Here is an 18,898-nt window from a genome sequence, read left to right as displayed (position 1 = left end):
AACGCTCACTCGAACGGGAGGATGATTTTGAAGTCTCATTCGCGGAACCCTTTCCTCTGTCTTTTGCTTCCGACCCTTTGTGGTCTGTCTTTCCTCTGTAACACTCTTGTTGCAGCAGAGCGTCCTAATGTGCTGCTGATTCTCGTCGATGACCTGAAGCCCGCGCTGGGCTGTTACGGCGATCCGATCGCACAGACTCCCAATATCGATGCTCTCGCCGCACGCGGCATGCGTTTCGAGCGGGCCTACTGTAACCAGGCTGTCTGCGCACCCTCGCGGTTCACCCTCATGCTCGGCGCACATTCCACATCGACCGGCTTATACGGGCTGGGCAGTCAGCTGCGCGAGATCGTTCCCGACGCCGTCACCCTGCCGCAATACTTCGCGCAGCACGGTGGTTACCGCACCGAATCCCTCGGCAAAGTCTTTCACATTGGTCACGGCAACCACGGAGATCCCGCTTCTTTCAGCGTGCCGCATTTCCATGACAAGGTGATCGAATACCTCGACCCCGCCAGCACGCAGGGGGGAAAGCTCACCCGCGAAGAAGCCTACTTCACAAATCAGCACCTCGATCGCATTAAGTCACTCCCCCGCGGTGCCGCCTTTGAAGCACCGGATGTGGCGGACATCAAATACGCCGACGGTCGCGTCGCCGCGGAAACGGTCAAGCGACTCCAGGCCGCTCAGGATCGACGCAAGCAGAAGGGGACGCCGTTCTTCATCGTCGCCGGCTTTGCCCGTCCGCATCTGCCTTTCAGCGCACCAAAGAAGTACTGGGATCTTTACAATCCGTCCAAACTGCCGCTGCCAGAGAATGAAGAACTCCCCACGAACGCCCCGAAAGTGGCCGGCAAGCGGGGCGGCGAGATTACGAATTACAGCCCCGTGCCCACCGACAGAAATGCCAGGTTCAGCGAAGACCTCAAGCGTCAACTGATTCACGGCTATTACGCGAGCACCAGTTTAGTCGACGCCCAGATCGGTAAGGTGCTCGACGAACTCAACCGCCTGGGACTGGCCGAGAACACGATCGTCGTCTTGTGGGGCGATCACGGTTTTCACCTCGGCGATCTGGGCATCTGGACCAAACACACGAACTACGAACAGGCCAACCGCATCCCGATTCTCATCGCGGCTCCCGGAGTCACACAGCCTGGCTCCGCCACACAGCAGCTCGCCGAAAGCGTGGATCTCTTTCCCACGCTGGCCGAACTCGCCGGCCTTCCGGCACCCAAGGTGCCCCAGCCCCTCGACGGCGTCAGCCTGGTCCCGGTCCTGAAGAATCCCGGTGCTCGCGTGAGGAACCACGCGTATCACGCCTATCCCAAACAGAAACTGGGCCGCGCCATCCGCACCGAACGTTATCGACTGGTGGAATGGAAGCCTTACAAAAATCTGGGTGTCCCCGCCGAGTACGAACTCTACGACTACCAGACCGACCCGTTAGAAACACGCAACCTGGCCCAGGAACAACCGGTGGTAGTGGAGTCACTCAAACAAATCCTCGCCGGCTATCCCGAACCACTCCCACGCAATGGCAAACCGGTAAAGAAGAAAGCAACGCCGTAGTATATTCGATTGGGCGACTAAGTGGTTAGAGATTGATTTAATCATAATAGCTTCTCTCATATCGCCCAGAAAATGTTACACTGTGTTCTCAGATTCGTGACACTTTTGTAGTAGAGAGACGGTTTCCATTGCTTCAGTTTGCAGATGTCAACGGAGTCAGACGATGCCCCTTCAAGGGAGGGAAAGGAATTTGCCCTGCATGTGGCGGCTTCGCCTTTGGCTGCTTGCTCAACCCTTCGATGGCGTTCTTGTCGGGCATTCATAGTTCATCTCGCCAGTGCATGTATTTCTGAAATGATCGCCAAAACATCGAATAGTTACGCAGTTGAGAATCAGAAGGCGGCAACCCATGACGCAACCAGAACAAATAATTCTTGATTTTGTCGAAGGCCGAATTGACAGCAAGGACTTCGAGCAGCACGTTTACAACGACAGCCGGATCGAGGACTTGCTCAAGGACGATTCACTGTCATGGCACGACTGCTATATCAAGACAAACCCGTTCGATTTCATCATCTGCTTGAACTACGACGATCCCGGTGGCGTCTTGAATGCTCAAGGGGCGATGGAGATGTTCTTGCAACGCAAGGGGATTCAGTTCCAACCCTCCACGGAGCATTCCGATCTCTACGAGCTAATGCTGGATGCCCAACCCAAATGGCTCTGTGCGGATTCAGCCTACCTCAAAAGCCTGCTGACCGATGCTGGCGAGATGAAACCTGCAGAATTGAAGAAATGGCTGCGGGAGAAGTTGTTGGAGTTGTTCAAATACTATAAGAAACCGCCAAGGTGGATTCAGAATCCGGCATGGCCGATCAACGAAAATGGCCCGATGTATTTTCTCGGACAGATCAAATTGGCCGACTGCGAGTTATTCCACGATGAAGCCGCCGCATACCTGTTCATCGACACGACATCGGGGGTTACGGAGACAGTGATTCAAGTGTTTTGATAGAAAAAGGTGGTCAGACTTGCCGATTAGCGGCAAGTGAGGCAACCGGAATGGGCGGTTTTTGAAAGAAGTTTTTGAGTTTTCAATTTTGCAACAACATTGCCGATGATCGAAGACACCGACATAATCCAATGATTGAATCTGCTTGCCAGTTCACCCACTTTCGTTCTGCGGGAAAGCGGTGACCAAGGCGAGATGGACGTGTTGAACCCAAACCAGATTGCTGATGACAGCGGGATCTACTGGATTCATGGTCTAACACTACTTCCGTCAGGAAAGAGAATCCTATCAGTGTTTCGAGTGGATACGGGAGCAGGCGGGGCACTGTGCGGCGTCTTTTGGCACGATGGGGCAAACTGGTTCAGCCACGACGAGGAAGATGCACTGGCGGCGTTGAAGGTCGCTGGCGAGCAAATCACGCCGTTCGACTGGAAACTGTCCGTTCCGCTTGAGCGGGACACATTTCATTGATCAATTGAACAAACGGATCAGGCCGGCCACCCGAAAACATGCCAACAGGACTACTACAAGCGGCGGAATCGGAGTTCATAACCTCCATGTTTTCCGGCATTTGCGAACCCGGCTCGTCCGATTGTCGATCCGGGGGGCCGGAGCTTTTGAGTCTGTAGTGTTGCCGCATCTTGATACTAACGATTCTGCATCGCAAAAGAAAACCCCGATGCGGCGACAATGCCTCTACTTCGGCGCTTCTATGTGTCGGGTCCCGGCATCCTTCACAGGACTCTCTGTCTGAAGCGAGAAATCACCACCACGAAGGTTTTTGAACTTCGGGTCCTGGCCATACGATCCGCCGGTTTCCTGTGTGGGCAACCTTACCAGTTGGCGTGTGCGCTCGGGGCGGTCCAGGCAGTACCACCAGTTGTCTGCGAACTCGAATGTTTCCGGGGCGGTCTGGGAGCCGATGTTAACGACTTCACCGACTTCGTTCGAGCGCAGCACAATCAGGTTGTTGGTGAAACGGCCCTTGCGCGAAGGGACGAATGAGCTCTGCCTGTTTTCCTGCAGGATTCGCAAAACCCACTTGGTCGGTCGATAAATGGTATTGTGATGCACGTGAGCTCCGTCCACGCCGACAAAGGCAATCGCCGCCATGGAACCAATGAACGTGCAGTCCGAGACGGTGATATCGCGGGCTTCAAATCCCGCAGGCTCAGGACGAAAGAATTCCAGCCCGGTGCTGCCTCCAATGTTAATCGACCGGCCACCCGCATTGTCAAAGCGACAACGGCTCACGGTGATGTCGCGACTGCCCCCTTTCATCTGTACCCCGTTTCCGAAGATCTTGTCTCCTTCAAGAAACGTGCACCCGGAAACCGTTCCCCGCTGACAGCCCACCATGTCAATGCCGGAGCCTTTTTGTCCCCAGCGTTTTACCGTGCAGTTCTGAATCTGGAAATCAGCCAGGCCCGACAGCTTGATCCCATCCTGGTTTCCGTTCGAACCGATATTCTGGATGGTCAGGTTACGCAGCACAATGTGTTGTGCCGGTTTGTTTTGGGAGCCGCCATCGTCAATGTTCAGACCATTGCCACGGGCTCCCTGGAAGATGAGATTTCGCAACTCAACGTGTGCTGGTTGAATGAGGTGCAGGCAGGTGTTCCCGCCCGCAATCACCGGAGGCTGACGAACATCTGCTGCCGCAATCACAATCGGCTGCTGCGCTGTACCCTGTAACCTGTGGAAACTCAAACCGCCTCGATATTGACCGGGAGCGAGCAGAATGGTGCTCCCCGGTTTCGCGTTAGCGACAGCGCGTCGCAATTCATCATCGTCCGTCACACGGACTTCAATGCCACCTGCTGTTGCGGATACAGAGTGGATTGGGATGACTGCCAGTAAAGCCGTCAGGAAGTAAGAGACCAGTGTCAGTTCAGCAGGCTTCAATCGATTCATGGCGGCCTCATGATTGGTTAGTTAGATCGTTTGTGAATTGAACTTGCCAGGCTGGTTATTCCTCATAGAAGCGGCACGGTGTCTGTTTTCGGCAGGCTAATTCATGTATTTCTCCAGGAACGACAATACTTTCTCAGGGTATCGGCCGAACCAGTTGTAGCCGTCCCCAAATCGCTTGGTTGTCCCTTCGATCCAGTACAGTTCTTTGTCACTACTGCTCAGGAGGTCGAATGTGCTTTGGGCGTCCGCAGGGTTTTCGATCACCGCGTCATCCAGCACTTGCCACATCAGGACGGGGAGTTTGACATTCGGTGCCCATAGTGCACCCGACATGTCAGCAGCCGGGAAACCACCCATTTTCATTAATTCCAGATCAATCAGTTCCTGATATTGCTCGATTCCCTGATGACCTGAGAGTTTGCTGAAAACTGACGACATGTTGGGAACCAGAGGGCTGAGCAGGCACTCAACGTTCTCGAACAGTTCAGGATGTTTGGTGATCGCTGCATACTGCGAGACGCCGCCCAGGCACTGACTGAAGAGGGCGACTTTCATCTGACTCAACCGGGGGTGGGCATCGACGAATTTCTTGACCCCTACACAATCACGCCATTCCCATTGACCAACGCCACAGATCCCGCCGTTAGCTGCCCCGCTTTGACCGTGGTTACGGAAGTCGTACGTCAACACGTTGTAGCCGGCATCGGTCAGATGCTTGTACTGGATCACAAAGTCAATTTCGACTGCTTCAATAAAGTTGCTCCATGGTTCACCCATGTGGCCGGGATAACCAGCGCGGCACATGGGAAGAGCATGGTTAAATATGATGAGTTTGTTGCTCTCACCGCCTTTGGCTGGAATGTACCAGGCTTCCAGTGGCGTACCATCGTCTGATGGGATGGACAGATCACTCCAGCCTTCCATGCCGTATTCATCTGGATTTTTGAAGATGAAACTGCGTGGCATCTTAACCATGCCAGCCAGTGCTTTCACCTTGGCGTGATCTTCCTGGGAAATCACTTTTTCCTGATCCAGAGCTTTTTGCATTCTTTCTTTTGAAATTCCGGTCATGACAGTGATTCCTTGTTGTCTAAGAGTTTTGACTGTGAAGCAGTTCTGGCTACCTGTGAATAAGCCTGGGCAGTGAATTCATCATACTGATTGATTTGTAACTGATGAACTGAAATCCTGAATCGTTAGCAGCGATTGCAGGAGTTTGCGAACTCGTTCAAGTTCGATATAGGTGATGCACACCAAACGCTACCATGAAGTCAGATGAGGTTCTGGTGCTATCACTGGACCTGGATTCTTTTACTTAGCGCAAAAGAAAACCCCGATGTGGTGACAATGTCACTGCATCGGGGTATCTAAGTGGCGGGGACAGGATTCGAACACCCCCCTCAATCCTTGGGGAAAACGGCATTTCATGGTGAAAGCAACGCAGAATACAACGCATGTGATGTAATGGAACATTTTGATAGTCGCCTTCAAGCGATAGCCAGAGTTCGGCATGATCTACCGGAGAGTATGAAAGAAATACTTTATCAACAGGCTGTTTTCGGGGGACAAGATCGGTGAATTAAGTGATTGGAGTCATGCATTCTCCGTCGGCATTTGCTGAGAAGATCAGACGACATGCGTATCTGGAGAGACAGCCCCCCAAACCCCCAGCGAATTGATGAGGAAGTGTATCTTTAAACAGATAGAAGTCAAGATATGTAACCCAGGAACCAGGAAGCTTTAAAAACTTTTAATTTTGTTATAGCTTAACCATACGTCTTGTAGAATGCTTCAGCAGTAAACTTCATAAACTCGTCTGTCTTCTGCTCGCTTTGTGCAATCACCTGCCAGGGCTCCAATCTTGCAACCTCTGTCTGCAAGTCCTTGGCTGTCTTGTTGCTGCATCCCAGGATGTCTTGAATGGAACTGGCCGATACCCCTTCGCACTGGAAGATGTACGCAAATTCCAACAACTCCTCAAAGTTAAAGAACTTCTGCTCGTAGTCGTTCGGTGACTGACTGGCGAAGAAGACCACAATGCCCTTCGACCGCCCTTCCCGGATTATCCGTTGCAGGAAGATGTTCTTTTGGCCCAGGTAGTTGTGCGCCTCGTCGATGACAAGAATTGTTCGGATCGTTCGTCGTCCGTCAGTGACGGGACTATCGGGCAACGATGCCATTTCCTTGTAGAGTCGTTCGATTACCAAATAGCCTACCAGTTCTTTCAGGACCGGCATTGCGTGAACGTCGATGAGAAGCGTCCGATTAGAAACTCGCTCAATGGGTGGTGGCTCGTTTCCGTGTTTCCAGAAAAGATCCAAATCAGCGAGGTCGCGCAGCACTTCGATCAAACTGTCATCCTGTTTGTTGTCCTCCTCTATGGACCCGAGGCTGTGTCTGAAACCGCGCTGATCGACAACTGCCTGACGCAAATGCCCCCTGACAGTATCGTCATGGCGGATGCCGGCTATGGTATTTTCTCCGTGGCCCACAAGGTTCAGCAGGCTGGTCTGTCATTCCTGTTCCGGCTGTCCAGGCAGCGGTTCGATCGCCTGCGCAAGACTGCAACCCTGGTTGATGAAGGCGCGAACTGGAAGACCTGGTCCAGTCAGTGGCAGCCCAGTCCCAGTGAACGCAAGAAACATCCCGATTTGCCTGCCGACGCGGAGCTGTCGGTGCAACTGCATGAATTCGAAACGGACGAAGGGAAACCGCTGTACCTGGTAACCAGCCTGGATGAATCAGTCGAGATGCTGTCCGACCTGTATGCGCGGCGGACCGATGTGGAAACCGACATTCGCAATATCAAAGTGGTTCTGGACACGGAAAACATTCGTGCGCGGGGCGTGGAGATGTTCCATAAGGAACTGATGACTTCGATGGTCGCCTGCAATCTGATAGTTCAATTCCGGCGGCAGGCGGCAGAGCTGGTGAAGGTGCCTCCCCGTCGGATGAGTTTCAAACGAATCTGTACCACGTTCCGGCAGTTTCTGCTGTCGTCGATGTATACCACAGCTGCCGACTGGAGAGAACGCTATCGTTTCGCGCTGGGGATCGCCCTGCAGGACAAGCTACCCAACCGACCGGGACGTAAATATCCAAGGGAAGCGTATCGACGACGTACCAAGTCAACTCACTTCAAAAAACGCGAGAAAAGATCGGAGGCGGAAGAAGAATGATGTAAAGTAAGTGCCATTAGGCTAACGCCCTGCGGCTAATTTTTTATATTGATTTGAGTTGATTAGCTTGGGTGGGACAGGCACCTCAAGGTCGCATGTAATTATGCGTACTTACCTCGACACTATTGTCCAGCCGCATATTCAACTGGGAAAGACTTAGAGCATCTTTTCGCCTTTTCAGTTACACGCACCTTTTCGTCCCTCTTTTCCGGTCCAATTGAGAATGGACAGAACTCCTGATAGATTGTGTGACAATTAATTTGTGTGTATCAACCATCCACTGTGAATAGAACACCGATGTTTGAATCGAATACCGCCGTGATTATCATCTTGGTCGCAGTTGCAGTTGTACTTGTGGCTGTCCTGTCGCTGTTGCGACAACACAGTGTTGTGCAGGCTGGTGTCGCCAACCGGCTTCGTACCCTGGCACTGGAAAACGCTGATTACACAATCTTTATTGGTATACCTGTAACTGCGCCAGCACATTGGGATACTGTCACCGAGGTCACGGACAGCACACTCTACATTCAGGACGGTAATGCTATCCCGTATTCTCGTGTTCGCGCATTTGCTGTCGCCTACACTAACGGCCAGCTTGTTGATGCCGAACTATGTGGACTCCCGCTGCCACCAGGTACTTCAGGACTTTTGCCCTCGCGGAAAACTGACGACGACATTCTGGAAGCTGATGATCTCGTCATCGGCAGGAACTATATTCGGATCACCTATGGTGCCTGCGCGGCACATCCCAACAGCCCGGATCATTATGCAACGACTCTCACCAACATCTCCAATGAACCGATCCGAGTCGAACGATTTGCGGGATACACTATGACGAATGCAGGCTGGCGGCTCTCCACCGTCACTAATTCATTCTTCAGTGCAGAAGAGTTTCAAGAGTGGTACGGACTCAGGAATAGAGCGTGGATTATGCCGGGTAAATCAGTGACTGACCCGAATAATTACGGAGCCCGTCCGGTGTTATGGGCTTATTACTGCCGTTCCGAATCTGGGAAACGCTTCATTGTCGGTGAGGCCCTGGAATAGGTGGTCATGAAAGGTGAGGGAGATTTTGTTTTGAGTCCCGCTACCACCCTCCCACCGCGCGTAAAAAAAGCAGGAGTCCCATGCGGGAAGCTCCTGCTTTGAATGCTTTGCAGCGGGGAAAGACTTAGAGAGTCTTTTCGCCTTTCTTCCAGTTACAGGGAACGTTTTCGCCTGTCTGGAGTGCGTCGAGTACACGCAGTACTTCGTCGACGTTACGTCCGACGCTCAGCGGGTGGATGGCCAGCCACTGGCAGACGCCTTCCGGATCGATCAGGAAGATACCACGCAGTGAGATACCGAGTTCTTCTTTCAGAACGCCGTAGTCGCTGGAGAGCTTGTGAGTTCCGTCAGCGAGCATGGGGTACTTGAGGTCGGCCAGCTGGGGATCAGCGTCGCACCAGCCTTTGTGGGAGTACTTGCTGTCGGTGCTGGCGGTCAGCACCTGGCAGTTCCGTTCTTCGAACTGACCGAGGGCTTCGTTGAATGCAACCAACTCAGTCGGGCAGACGAACGTGAAGTCCAGGGGATAGAAGAACAGGCAAACCCATTTGCCTTTGAAATCTTCCAGTTTGTAATCCTTGAAAGAATCGGATGTGCGATCGTAACCCTGCAGTGCGAAATCGGGAGCGGGCTGCATTACTTGAGCTGTCATTAGTCTTGTCTTACCTTCAAAAAACGGTGAATCGAAATGTTTTTAAAATACAAGACACGGGCTGCCTGCCTGCAGGATCAACCCGTGTCATGAGCGTCAGTTTTAGAGACCAGCTTTGATCACGGAAAGTGAACCGGGAGATTTTTCCGGATCTTTTCCCTGAGTGCCAAAGGTGCTCAGATACAGGTTGCCTTCCTTGTCAAAGGCGATGGCTGCGGGCTTGTCGAGAGTGACAATCTGCTCGGCAGTCACTTTGTCGCCTTCGATTTTCAGTTCGAACAGACCGCCTTTGGCAGCGTCGACCCAGGAGAAATCGGTGGCGTACAGTTTCTTGGTTTTGGGGCTGTAAGCCAGGCCGGCGATGTCGCTCAGGCCGGTCTTCAGGCTCTTGGTCAGCTTACCGGTTTTGGGGTCGTAGAAGGTCAGCAGCGAATCGCCGGCGACGTTGACTTCACCCATCTGACCGACGACCAGTTCTTTGCCGTCGAGTGTGAAGGTGATGGCTGCGGGAGCATCAACGTTGGTTGCGGTTTTGGTTTCGATGCTGGGTTCCAGCGGACCGGCTTTGCCGTCTTTGACAACCGACTTGGCAACCCAGCCTTTGGTGTCGTCGCCGTTACAGGTCACGAAGATCGCTCCGTCGCCGAAAGCGACGCCGTAGAAGTTACCTTCGCCTTTAGCAGACTTGTCGCCGGCTTTGATCGGTCCCAGGGTCTGGGCTGCGGTGTCTTCTTTCACCCACTTGGCCAGTGGCTTGTCGCCGACTTTGTAGATGCGAACCAGTTCTTCACCATCGGGACGGCTGCCGTCACCGACGACCAGCATGTCCTTGCTCATGAAGGTCAGGCCCAGGGGTCCGATGTTGTACTTGGGACCTTTGCCGTAGATGTCGGTCGGGTAAGCGTCGATTTCGAGATCGACGGTTTTGCCTTTGGGGTCGTAACGGTAAACACCGTAGCGGCTGGCAACGAAGACGTGTCCGGTGCCTTCCTGGATGGCGATCCCGCTGGGGCTTTCCAGGTTGGTGACCAGGGTTTTGACGGTCACGGCCGGCTTTTTAGGTTCTTCTTTTTTGGGCTCCTCTTTCTTAGGCTCTTCCTTTTTGGGTTCTTCCTTCTTGGGAGCTTCTTTTTTCTCTTCCTTTTTAGGCTCTTCTTTTTTAGGAGCCTCTTTCTTGGGCTCTTCTTTCTTCTCGGCGGCTTTTTCGTCGCCTTTCTTATCACCTTTTTCATCGGCGATCAGATGAGAACTTCCGAGTGTCAGGCAGACTGCGGTCAGGCAGTACGCGCTGAGCTTCAAGATTTGTTGTAAATTCCACTGCATGGTGTTCATCTTCCTTTGAAAAGGGGATTTTCAATTAGTTTTCCAAAAACTCATCCTGTGATGCGAAATATCCGCCGCGATCTTACTTGGGTAACTCGGGCATCTTATGCTCAGGATAATTCGAACTGGTCAGGCCTTCCTTCATGAAGGTCACCAGATCATCCACTTCCTGCGGTGTTAAATTCAGCTTGAAAATCTCTTCATCGAGAAATTCGTTAGGAACACCGCCTTTATTATAGTGTTCCACGACTTCTTTCAAAGTCTTCTGGCTGCCGTCGTGCATGTACGGTCCGGACTTGGCAATGTCCCGCAGCGTCGGTGTTTTGAAGCTGCCGGTATCGCCGCCGAGATTGCTGATGGTCTTGCGTCCTTCATCCGGTTTGTCCGCATCCATACCCACGCCGATGTTGTGAAACGCGTTGTCAGTAAAGTTGGGACCGGAGTGACAGGAACTGCAGGCCGCCTTTCCGAAAAAGAGTGTCATGCCCCGCTGGGCTTCAGGCGAAAGGGCTTTCTTGTCGCCGGCTTTGAAACGGTCGTAAGGCGCATCGCCGCAGAGAATGGTCCGCTCGTAAGAGGCGATGGCTTTGCCGATGTTTTCTTCAGTCGCATCGGAGCCGAAGATCTTCTGGAACTGTGATTTATAGCCGGGGATCTTATTGATCCGTTCGACGGCTTCCGGGAGTGTCAGGTTCATTTCGATGGGGTTGGCAATCGGCCCGAGGGCCTGCTCTTCCAGGGAGCCGGCACGTCCGTCCCAGAACTGGAAGTTGTTGTAGGCGGCGTTGATCACCGTGGGGGAATTGCGGCCCCCCTTCTGGCCTTTAAAGCCGGTCGCAAACTGATCGGCGTTGCTGTAACCCTTGCCGGGGTCGTGACAACTGGCACAGGAGATGGTGTTGTCCCGCGAAAGGCGTTTGTCGAAATAGAGCTGCTTGCCGAGCGCGATTTTTTCCGGTGTCGGCGGGTTGTCTGCAGGGAAGGGAACCGGGGGCAGACCGGCGGGAACTTCAATGACGAATTCCTCTGCCTGCGCAGCGACGGTACCGACGTGGATCAGCAGAGCGGCTGCCCCGCCTGCGATCAGGGTTCGCACGAAATTACGTTGTTTTTCCAGCGCCATTATCTCACCTCACTACCTGGACGACTTAAAAAAGCTGCATCGGGCGGATAACTGTTGTTGCAGTGAATGTGTGCACACAATTCACGACGGGAACGCTATGAAAATGGTGGTCCCGGAACAGAAAAGTTACCTCAATTCCATATTTTTAGTCGCTGCGCACAGGACTGCAAGTCACTATCGACGCTGAATTGAATTGAAAGTGAGATTTTCACAGGATTTACGACCGAAGGCATCAGCCGTAATTGCTTATTGTCCCTGAGCTTACCGGTGCCGATTCCAGCGGAGGGCCAGTGGAATGGTGGCGATGGGCGTCAGCGAAAGCGTACAGAGGGCGACCAGCAAGAGCTGGAAGAAGAACTGCTCATAATGACGCTGATTCAGGAGGGGGCTCTCAATTACTCCAAAGTAGATTGCCACCCCTGTCACCCAGAGGATCAGGGCGGCGAAGACGGTCGAGCCCCGAATCAGCCGTTTCTGGAAGGCGACAAGATAGGCGAACGCTGTTCCTCCCCAGATCAACATTGTCACTAAGAGGAAGACTCCAAGCAGAAAACATTCAAATACCGAAAACGATAAGATCACCAGCTGGCGGGAATAGGCGTCGCTTAGATAACTGCCGACACCGACGATGAGGGCAAAGCCCGCCAGGATCGATCCGATGACACCAAAGATAAACTGGGTACGGCCCGTCCAGAACAGGGAGATGACATTCGCGGCGATGATCCAGAAGGCGAACAGGTAGATGCATCCGTAGATCAGCAGTGTGCCCCCGACGCGGACCAGATTCCAGTCGAGCAGCGCCGGTCCTTTCACGAAGAAGAGAGTGACGATGGTCATCAGCAGTCCCGCTTCGATCAACAGAAATATCGTCACCACAGACCTGACCAGGTTGCGGAACAGGGTGTGGCAGAACTCGCGATCTGACAGAGGTGCGGTCGCCAGGAAGGCTTTCATTTCCTTTCGACCCGGCACACAGACATTTTCACCAATCTGGAAGGCGGAGAGGATAGCCGCCAGCACGCCAAAGACTGCGACGATTACCAGGAATCCATCGGCCCATTGATGCAGGGTCGAACCGAAGCCGGTCATGGTGATCAGGTTGACCACCCAGACCGCGGCTCCCGCCACCATGCCACAGTTGAGCACCGTCCGCTGACAGCCGTCGCGCCAGTGCAGTCGCGAGAGTGAGGTACTGACGGAAAGGACCTCGGACCGGCCGCTGGTTGCGGCGCCTGTCACCACCGATTCATACCAGTTTTGTAAACGGCGCCAGTGCGGGCTGTGAGTAGCGAGTCCTGCGCGAACCCGCGCAAACTCCCTTGTACCGAAATACCAGGCGCCCACACTGACGACCAGGAGAGTCAGAAATTCGGAGAGCGTGACGTGTTTCCAGGATACGGCGCGTGCCTGAAAACCCTCCGGGTAATAGCGAGCCACAAACCACCAGCACATTCCGCAGACCAGGCAGGTCCAGCAGACAATGCGGGTGAGACTGACCGCATACAGGCCCCAGTAAATCGCATGGCTGACCAGGATCACCGTCACCATGAACAGCAGCGGTCCTAACAGGGGCCAGTATTCGGAGAGCCAGTGTGAATCGAAAAACAGCAGTCGATAAGCGCCGTTGGTGACCAGTTGCAGCACGACGACGAGGCTGACGGTGGCCAGCATCATCCAGGTGGCAATCGGCGTAGAACGCACGGGCAGCCCCATACAGATTTTATGGGTGCCCTGGATGGCGTTATAACCGACGGCCAGAAAGAGAATCGACGAAAGAATCAGGTACATGATGTTGACGCCGAACAGATCTTCCTGCGCAAATACACGTCCTGGTTCTGCGGCGAAAACCAGCCGATACATTAACGGACAGAGCACCAGCGCCGAAACCGCGAGCAGCGCACCGGCCCAGGCCCGTTTCAGGAAAAGTCGTGTTGTCGTAACCAATGAGGCGTTCATCGTAGCAGGCTCACTTTCAAGTGTTTAGCGGTGACGGTTCCAACGAAGTGCCAGTGGAATCGTGGCGATCGGTGCCAGCAGCAGTGCCAGCACAGCCGAGTACAGGAAAAAGAAAAACCAGTTCGGCCGGCCCTCATACAAGGAAGCGGTCTGCAGAATCCCCACCACGATCGTCGTGACTCCCAGCGCGAACAGCAGGCCGCAGCAGAGGGTTTTGCGTAGCGAGATCAGCCCCTGATACAGGGCACCGGTGTAGGCGATCAGGGTGCCTCCCATGATCAAGGCATATACGAGCATCAACATGGCGACGACGATGAACCGCGACAGCATGAAATCGCGGAAGATGGTTTCGAGCAGATTAATCGTGACGATATAAAAGATGAGTCCGCCGAATACGACGCCGACGGTGGTGTTGATGAACCAGGTGCGTCCCGTCCAAAGTACCGAGACCGCATTCCCGGCGAGCAGCCAGAACCCGGAAAACGCCAGCAGTATCTGCGCCAGATACTCTTTTTCGTTAATAAGCAGTCGGCCGAGCTGTTTCGCAAGGCCTGGTCCCCAGAGCAGCGAGTTGATCGTCAGGCTGAGCAGCAGCGCACCGAAGATCATCGCCAGCGTGCAGAGACAGGTTTTGATCAGATTGCGAAACAGGCGTCGGATCAGTTCGGTATCTTTTAAAGGTGCGATCGCCAGGTAGCGTCGCATCTCCGCGCGTCCCGGGTTACAGATGCCGTCCCCCAGCATGAAAGCGACGAGGATGGACGAGATCAGACTGGTCATCAGTGTGATCATCAGGCAGCCCTGGGAGCCGTCAAGGATATCTGTGGGATCCATACGATGCTGCGCACCGATGGCCAGCGTGACCCCCAGTTCCATGCAGCCGAACAGAAGTCCGGTGAAGATGACGGCCCGATGACAGGAATCCCGCCAGTGGAGTTTCGCGAGTGTATCGCTGCGCGAGAGGGGGACCAGCGGCTGATCGGGAATTGCCCCGGTCAACAGTGCGTTCCACCAGAGCAGCATGCGTTCCCACGCAGGGCTGGGAACGGCGATCCCAGCGCGGTACAAGGCGAAGGACCGCGTGCCCTGATACCAGGCTGCGATGCAGACGATTTGCAGCGTGACGAATTCACCCAGCGAGACCCGGCTCCAGGGAATCAGTTTCGCGTGGAAGCCTGCTGGATAGTAGCGGCTGATGAACCAGTAAAACATGCCCACGATCACCGCGGCTCCCACTCCCAGGCGGGTAAAGCTGGGGGCATGCATCATCCAGAACAGGCAATGTCCGACCAGGATCAACGAGACGATAAACAGTAAGGGGCCGAGCAGTGGCCAGTAGTCGGCCAGCCAGTGTTCGTCAAAAAACAGCATGCGATAGGCCCCGCTGGTCAGCAGTTGCAATAGCACGACCAGTCCGACCATCGTGAACATCATCCAGCTGGCGATGGCTTTCGAGCTGACGGGGAGCGTGAGACAGAGCTTCTGGCAGCCCGACTGGGCATGCAGGGAGACACCGAGGAAGCCGACCCAGGAGAGCCCGAGGTAGGCGAAGTGGTAGCCGGTGAGATCGTGCTCCATGTATTCCAGGTTCAGTCCCTGCATCCGCGTGAGCAGCAAGAATGCCAAAGGTCCCAGGATCAGGGTACCAACAGCGAGCATTGCCCCAAACCAGGCCCGTTTACAAAACTGTTTCGTCGTTACATACAAGGCGGTTGTCATCACCACACCTCAGAATTCAAGTTACGAAAAACACAACCACGATACAGGACAGCTCCGATCACCGATGCCGATTCCATGAAATTGCCAGGGGGATAGTCGCGAACGGGGCAAACAGCAGCGAGAGTATGGCTCCGAGGAAGATCAGCTCTGCAATGCGATTGATGTCGACGCGATCGGGATACAAATACACCCAGGCTGTGATAGTACAGAGCATCCAGCAGACCAGGGCAGTCCAGACTGTCCTGGGGGTAATCAGCATTTTTTTCGCGGCGGACCGGTAGGCAAACGCGGTCCCGCCCAGCATCAGCAGCGAATAGAACAGAATCAGAACCAACATCAGATAATGATGAAATACATAGTTCCCGATCAACTCCCTGGAAACCATGGGGACGCCGACAAAGAACAGAAAGCTGGCGGCACACAGTGCCAGCATCGTCCAGTAAAACCAGGTACGACCGGTCCAGAGGATGGAAATCAGATTCGCACCGAAAAACCAGTAGCCGATCAGCATGACCAGGGTGTAATTCAACCAGAGACGGAACCAGTCAAACCGGTATGCGTCTGGCTGCAGTGCTTCCCTGCCATGCATCAGGTAGAGCAGCAGGCAGGTCAATAACAGAATGACTTCAAACAGCAGGAAGACCGTTACGTAGGTCTTCACTACATTACGAGTGAGGGTGGCGCCCAGGATGCGGTCGGATAAAGGAGTTTTGGCCAGAAAGGAGTTCATGCTGGTCCGTCCTGCAGCGTGCATGCCCCGCATTAACAACGCCGCCATAAAGACAGAGGCGATCCAGCTGAACAGCAGCGTCATGCCAAAGTAGCTTTCGATGAGTTCGGGAAAGTCGTTGATTCCCGGGCTGTGCCGATCGAAGGAGATGGTACTCTGGACGTTGATCAGCAGGACTGCCAGCCCGAGGACCACGCCGCCCATCACGACGGCCCGTTGACAGGTATGTCGCCAGTGATATTTGGCCAGCGCGGTTCGACTGGAGAGCGGCAGCAGCAGACCATGGGTGTCGCTGCCGGAAATCAGGTTCGACCAGAGTTGTTCGACGCGAAACCAGGTTTGACTGGGCGCCGCGGTCCCGGCACGGAAGCGGGCGAACTCCCGGGTGCCCTGGTACCAGGCTCCCAGGCAGACCAGTTGCAGCGTAACGAATTCTCCCAGGGTCACCTGTTGCCACATCACGAACGGCTTTTGAAAACCGTGCGGGTAGTAGCGTGTCAGAAACCAGGTGAAGAGTCCGGCGATCAAGCCGACGCTGAACAGGACCCGGCTGAAGCTGGGGGATTTCAGGCTCCAGTAAATCAGGTTCCCCACCAGCGTCAGGGTGATCATAAACAGCAGCGGTCCCAGGACGGGCCAGTTGCGTGTGAGGGTCTCTGTTTCAAAATACAACAGGCGATACGCGCCGTTGGTCACCAGTTGCAGGACGACGACGAGGCCGACCATTGCCAGCATCATCCAGGAGGCGATTGCCCGCGAAGAGATGGGCAGCCCGCGACACAACTGCTGACAACCGGTGAGCGCATGCAGGGCGACCGTTAGAAAGACGACCAGCGAGATCAGCTGATAAGCGAAATAATAGCCGCGGAGATTGTCCGCCAGATGACCGACGCTCACCGCCAGCATCCGCGAGAGCAGCATGAAGAACAGCGGTCCGAGCACAAGTATCCCAACCGCGAGCAGCGCCCCCAGCCAGGCCCGTTTACAGAACTGTTTCGTCGTCACATATAATGCGGTTGTCATCACCACACCTCAGGATTCAAGTTACGAAAACACAACAACAATATTGAAAAGCCCACATCATCGATGCCGGTTCCACGAGACCGCCAGAGGGATCGTCGCGAATGGGAGTACGGTGAAGATCATAAATGAGGAAAACAAAACGCGGTCAATCAACAGATCGGTTTTCCAGAAGTTCCAGAACGTGATGCTGATCACCAGATAGAAGATGGTCGCCAGCCAGATGGTATTGTGTGATATCAGTCCGAGACGGTGCGCATTCTGGAAAGCCAAAATGGCCACGATACAGATCATGCCAATGACCAACAGTGTCCAGACAAGTAATAAACCGGGCCGTTGATTTCTCAATGGTCCGGTCGACAGAATCAATGTGGGATAAAACAACACCATGACAACACCGAAGACATACCCCATGAATTTCGTATGCCCGGTCCAGACCATTGACAGTCCGTTGGATATCAGCATCCAGATCATCAACAGGGAGAATAGAAGCACCAGAAAAAACTTCTCTTTCAAAAACCAATTCCAGTCTCGATAGAAGCCTTCCAATCCCTCATAGCAAACAATCGCCAGGTAACTTACACCGAAACCGAAAATAACTACCCAGAACAGCAGCAGTCCAAGCGATTTGAATAAATTAACAACCAGGGCATGAGATAACTCTTGATCGGAAACCGGTAGTTGCGCGAGATATCCCTTCATCGAGGAGAAATCCCGGAGTAACAGTGATTGCCCCAGAAGAAGCAACATGGCGAAAGATGAGAGCAGAAAGACTCCAAATGTGGCCAATGGCTGATTAGAGCCAATCAGTGGGTTCACATAGCCGTAGATCGCCTTATAGAGGTAACCATACAGATTTAAGATTAGTGTCAGCCCACCAAAGATCACCGCCAGCAAAGTCACTGGAGAACAACCATCCTGCCAGTGCAGCCGGGTGAAGGCCTGTACCCGGGAACCGACAACGGGAATACTTTGCTCGCGCAGCTGCCCTCGGTCGCCGTTCAACCAGTTCTCGATTCGGGACCAGGGACGGCTCGTGACTGCAACACCGCAACGAATGCGGGCATAGCCACGGATTCCTGCCAGCCAGGCTACCCCACACACCGCCAGTACGGTGATCCATTCCGTTAATGTCACCACCTTCCAGGGAACCAGTTTTCCCTCGGGATAATAGCGGGAGACCAACCAGGCCACGAGTGCCCCCATCGTGCTGGCCCAGAACAGCAGCCGCCAGAAACCCTTGGCCTGCAGACTCCAGTAAGCCGACCAGGCGACCATAATAAATGCCGTCATAAACAGAGTCGGCCCCAGCACAGAGCATTCGCGGTCCGGCCAGTTGGCGCCCATCACCAGCAGCCGGATTAGACCGTTGATCAACAGTGCGGGTACCACCACCATCACCACCGTGGACCACATCACCCAACTGGCGATGCGGACTGACGTGACAGGCAGTCCGCGCGTGAGCTGAAGCGGACTTTGATAAGCCGCGTTGATACACAACAAACCAAAGGCCACCCAGGACAGCGCGAGGATCAACAGCTGGCTTCGCAACAGTTGTGCGAGGTCTTCATTCACAACTCCCGGCAACAGGCGCAGCACGGCTGGCAAAACCACCGGTCCCGTCACGAGGACCAGCCCCGTCAGCAGTGCCCCAAGCCAGGCACGCTTCCAGATGAGTCGAGTTGTCATGACGAAGGCGGATGACATTCGA

The 18,898-nt window shown here is 54.1% G+C and carries 15 protein-coding genes; 5 read left to right on the top strand and 10 right to left on the bottom strand.

What is annotated here, in order from left to right; translation table 11 throughout:
- The first annotated feature begins 21 nt into the window (after nt 1-21).
- From FYZ48_RS06290 to FYZ48_RS06280, 3 genes are all read left to right on the top strand, one after another.
- Nucleotides 22-1,572 (top strand): sulfatase, encoded by a 1,551-nt coding sequence (locus FYZ48_RS06290; protein ID WP_149338521.1) that lies wholly within the window; start codon nt 22-24, stop codon nt 1,570-1,572.
- A gap of 349 nt (nt 1,573-1,921) precedes the next feature.
- On the top strand, nt 1,922-2,524 hold the full coding sequence (locus FYZ48_RS06285) for a hypothetical protein (RefSeq protein WP_149338519.1): 603 nt from the start codon (nt 1,922-1,924) through the stop codon (nt 2,522-2,524).
- Between the two features lie 135 nt (nt 2,525-2,659).
- Nucleotides 2,660-2,995 (top strand): hypothetical protein, encoded by a 336-nt coding sequence (locus FYZ48_RS06280; protein WP_149338517.1) that lies wholly within the window; start codon nt 2,660-2,662, stop codon nt 2,993-2,995.
- Between the two features lie 225 nt (nt 2,996-3,220).
- Here the strand turns inward: FYZ48_RS06280 and FYZ48_RS06275 are convergent, their stop codons facing one another.
- The 3 genes from FYZ48_RS06275 to FYZ48_RS29190 all read right to left on the bottom strand — a co-directional run bounded on the left by FYZ48_RS06275 (nt 3,221) and on the right by FYZ48_RS29190 (nt 6,789).
- A complete protein-coding gene (locus FYZ48_RS06275) occupies nt 3,221-4,438 on the bottom strand; it encodes a right-handed parallel beta-helix repeat-containing protein (protein WP_149338515.1) in 1,218 nt (405 codons plus the stop codon).
- A 96-nt stretch (nt 4,439-4,534) separates the two neighbouring features.
- A complete protein-coding gene (locus tag FYZ48_RS06270; RefSeq protein WP_198422181.1) occupies nt 4,535-5,485 on the bottom strand; it encodes an alpha/beta hydrolase family protein in 951 nt (316 codons plus the stop codon).
- Nucleotides 5,486-6,204: 719 nt separating this feature from the next.
- Nucleotides 6,205-6,789, bottom strand: a complete 585-nt coding sequence (locus tag FYZ48_RS29190; protein ID WP_187781890.1) for a type IV secretory system conjugative DNA transfer family protein — start codon at nt 6,787-6,789, stop codon at nt 6,205-6,207.
- 42 nt (nt 6,790-6,831) lie between these two features.
- Between FYZ48_RS29190 and FYZ48_RS06265 the strand changes: the two genes are divergently transcribed.
- Nucleotides 6,832-7,617 (top strand): transposase, encoded by a 786-nt coding sequence (locus FYZ48_RS06265; RefSeq protein ID WP_187781889.1) that lies wholly within the window; start codon nt 6,832-6,834, stop codon nt 7,615-7,617.
- A 297-nt stretch (nt 7,618-7,914) separates the two neighbouring features.
- Nucleotides 7,915-8,664, top strand: a complete 750-nt coding sequence (locus FYZ48_RS06260; protein WP_149338508.1) for a hypothetical protein — start codon at nt 7,915-7,917, stop codon at nt 8,662-8,664.
- 124 nt (nt 8,665-8,788) lie between these two features.
- Here the strand turns inward: FYZ48_RS06260 and FYZ48_RS06255 are convergent, their stop codons facing one another.
- From FYZ48_RS06255 to FYZ48_RS06225, 7 genes are all read right to left on the bottom strand, one after another.
- The gene (locus FYZ48_RS06255; RefSeq protein ID WP_145452229.1) at nt 8,789-9,316 is read right to left on the bottom strand and encodes a peroxiredoxin; all 528 of its coding nucleotides are present in this window, start codon (nt 9,314-9,316) and stop codon (nt 8,789-8,791) included.
- Nucleotides 9,317-9,418: 102 nt separating this feature from the next.
- Nucleotides 9,419-10,639 (bottom strand): YncE family protein, encoded by a 1,221-nt coding sequence (locus FYZ48_RS06250; protein ID WP_149338506.1) that lies wholly within the window; start codon nt 10,637-10,639, stop codon nt 9,419-9,421.
- An 82-nt stretch (nt 10,640-10,721) separates the two neighbouring features.
- Nucleotides 10,722-11,762: a cytochrome-c peroxidase gene (locus FYZ48_RS06245; RefSeq protein WP_149338504.1), complete on the bottom strand. Its 1,041-nt coding sequence runs from the start codon at nt 11,760-11,762 to the stop codon at nt 10,722-10,724.
- Between the two features lie 261 nt (nt 11,763-12,023).
- The gene (locus tag FYZ48_RS06240) at nt 12,024-13,718 is read right to left on the bottom strand and encodes a hypothetical protein (protein ID WP_149338502.1); all 1,695 of its coding nucleotides are present in this window, start codon (nt 13,716-13,718) and stop codon (nt 12,024-12,026) included.
- A 24-nt stretch (nt 13,719-13,742) separates the two neighbouring features.
- The gene (locus FYZ48_RS06235; RefSeq protein WP_149338500.1) at nt 13,743-15,437 is read right to left on the bottom strand and encodes a hypothetical protein; all 1,695 of its coding nucleotides are present in this window, start codon (nt 15,435-15,437) and stop codon (nt 13,743-13,745) included.
- Between the two features lie 58 nt (nt 15,438-15,495).
- Nucleotides 15,496-17,190 carry a hypothetical protein gene (locus FYZ48_RS06230; protein ID WP_149338498.1) on the bottom strand — a complete coding sequence of 565 codons (1,695 nt, stop codon included), beginning with the start codon at nt 17,188-17,190 and terminating at the stop codon, nt 15,496-15,498.
- A gap of 57 nt (nt 17,191-17,247) precedes the next feature.
- Nucleotides 17,248-18,894, bottom strand: coding sequence for a hypothetical protein (locus FYZ48_RS06225; protein ID WP_149338496.1), 1,647 nt, complete (start codon nt 18,892-18,894; stop codon nt 17,248-17,250).
- Nucleotides 18,895-18,898 lie beyond the last annotated feature (4 nt).

The organism is Gimesia chilikensis (genome assembly GCF_008329715.1).
In the GTDB taxonomy this organism is placed as follows: Bacteria; Planctomycetota; Planctomycetia; order Planctomycetales; family Planctomycetaceae; genus Gimesia; species Gimesia chilikensis.
This window is presented reverse-complemented; position numbering and strand designations above follow the sequence as displayed.